This window comes from Bacteroides sp. 51 (assembly GCF_010500965.1).
GTDB lineage: Bacteria > Bacteroidota > Bacteroidia > Bacteroidales > Bacteroidaceae > Bacteroides.
In genome coordinates this window covers 1-2505 of record NZ_QVMI01000032.1, presented here as the reverse complement: position 1 = coordinate 2505, position 2505 = coordinate 1, and the positions used below count along the sequence as shown (strand labels likewise).

At 33.5% G+C, this 2505-nt stretch carries 1 protein-coding gene; it reads right to left on the bottom strand.

Translation table 11 applies throughout. The features are described 5' to 3' along the window. Positions 1–568: 568 nt before the first annotated feature. The gene (locus D0T87_RS18995; RefSeq protein ID WP_163177004.1) at positions 569–2374 is read right to left on the bottom strand and encodes a DEAD/DEAH box helicase family protein; all 1806 of its coding nucleotides are present in this window, start codon (positions 2372–2374) and stop codon (positions 569–571) included. Between the last annotated feature and the right edge of the window lie 131 nt (positions 2375–2505).

Sequence of the window (2505 nt, the reverse complement as noted above, 5' to 3'; positions counted from 1 at the left end):
GGAGGGGTAGAAATATATAAGTATGGTATATTTATGCGTGGAATCCGTTTCAAATCGGATATGTAGATTTTATATGCTTCTCTTCGTTAAAAATTAGTAAGTAGGAATATTTCAAATTTTAGTTTATATAGGGCTTTTACAAGTTTCATACCAACTCCGATATAATGAGTTGAAGCACACATGTAACTATATTTCTTGAATTGTAGACAGATGTTATATCTAAGATTTGAATTTATAACGGACTTAACTCACTATACTTAAAAATTCAAGATTCTGGGATAATGCTATATCCGTTCTTAATGAACATTTTTCGGATTCAATTCGGATTCTCAGATTTATAGGTCTGTAGGGCAGAACTTGCTTTTATGTAAGTTTAGATATTTTTCGGATTCCAATATGTAAGATATCTATGTTAGATACTTATTAATTGGAAAACTCCATTCTGGAGTTTTCTGGAGTAGTAGAATCATAAGAATATAGCGACTTGTAATGGCTTGACATATCAAGTTTCGATTTTTTGGGAGGGGGTCTATAAAAGCAACTTCCTTAAAAAAATCCTCCACTTTCTCTATGGAAGTTCACTAATTAAGTATAAAGCATCCTGACTACTTTTCTTTGCTTTCTTAGTAAGGAAATACAGTTTTATAGTCTGTGCAGTAACTCCCGTTTCATATTCGACTCCCTGTTTCTTATAAATTTCCTTGATTTTTGCCTTTATTTCAGCTAGAGTATACTTCTCTCCAACCTTAAAGTATTCTTTTATCAATTCGATAGTCTGTGGAGTTTTCTTCTTTTTCTCATTTATTGCAGTTCTTAAAGCGCCTGTTGAGTAACATAAGCTTCTAACCTTACTAACACCGAGTACATTAACTGCTTCCACGATAAGTTCGTCAACAGCTTCGATATGTTCAATAAACTGGAAGTCAGATTCAGTTTCATAAGGCAGCATATTTTCTAATATATCAACTATGACTTTCCGTTTTGACACGATTGTCTGCGAAGTATTCGTTATTTGCAGTCTTTCGTAGTCTCCTGTCTTGAAATAGTATCCATAACTGTATGCCATAAAGTGTTTTAACAGGCTTTCACTATAATAAGCATTGAATAGTACATCTTTATCCAGATATAGATTCCTTACCATGACTTCATTAACATAGTTGTCTATAGCGAAGAAGCTTTTCTTTTTCTCAGCATCCAGAAATTTATTGTAGGGAGAAGTGTTTAGTAATGCCCGATATGCGATTGAAGTTCCAGTTTCTGTAGCTGTTCTATATTCCCTTGACAATAATTTGTAACAGCCTTCATATATATCAATTTCACGATAAACGTCCTCTCTACTTCTATGAGAGTAATCTGTAGTAGTATTAGTTATATGAGCGACATAATCAACTCCATTTCGAAATCGACCGATAACCTGAATAATATCCGAATTGGGGTCCAGTATCGTATGTTCTACTAAGTATAAGTCGGTAAGCATGAATACGTCCGGTTTCTCATCAATTTCAATATCAAATGCAGCATTAAATCGACTTGTAAAGAAGTTGAACTTCTTCATATTATCAAACGACCATTCTGTATAAGCATTAATGAAACCTTTCTTCTTAAGATTACGCTTGCTTGTGTCTGCACAGAACACTGCTGAGTCTCCCAATAAGTCCATCCTCTTTATCAGAGCGAATATAGTATCTGTTGAGTTTATAAAGATGCAGAAACGGGTCTGTCCATCTTTCTCCCTTTCTTCAATTTGAGATTTAAGAACCTGTAATGTGTTATTAGTATGACATATACGAATATCCTTCTTATAATCAAATTGAGGTTCAATTTTTAGATATTGAAAGTCCTTAAATCGAGGGTCGCTAAACTCAATAGGAGTAGCAGATACCAGAGCCTTATTTTCAAATCTAAAGAAATCGTCTATTGGCAAATGTATTCCTTCTCTGTAATCAGCATCTTTTACGAGCTTATGGCACTCATCAAATAACAGAAAACAGTGTTGAAACATATTAATCTCTAAATTCTCAAATGCCTGCTTAATTTTAGAGAATGATTCGGGTGTAGTAAGAATCTTAATATTTTTCTTCTCCGCAAAGGTTGAAGAAATATAATTCATAATCCTATCAACTTTAACACCTTCATAAACGCCGAATAAATTATCATCTTGATGCTTAAAGTCTTTACACTTACCTTTGATTACAGGAACATTCGGTTCAATAATGATAGAGTGTCTTTTCGCTTTAATTTCTCCATAAGTAGCACCTAAACCTGTGAGTGTTTTACATAAGATTGTATTAGTAGGGATTTTCTTTAGAATCGTTCTCAAATATGGTATTCTACCCAGTCTATCTTTAAATAATTTAAGTATATTAGTGTTCATAATTACATTGATTTATAGTTCGTTAATAATTAAATCGAGTAGGAGGAAAATGAAATAGTTTCCTCCTATTTCATTTTCCGACCTCTCACACCACCACGCATGCCGTTCGGCACGTGGCGGTTCCTTAACTT

Bases quoted from the DNA above. Each gene is read 5' to 3' on its own strand.
- D0T87_RS18995 (WP_163177004.1), bottom strand. From the start codon at position 2,374: ATGAACACTAATATACTTAAATTATTTAAAGATAGACTGGGTAGAATA.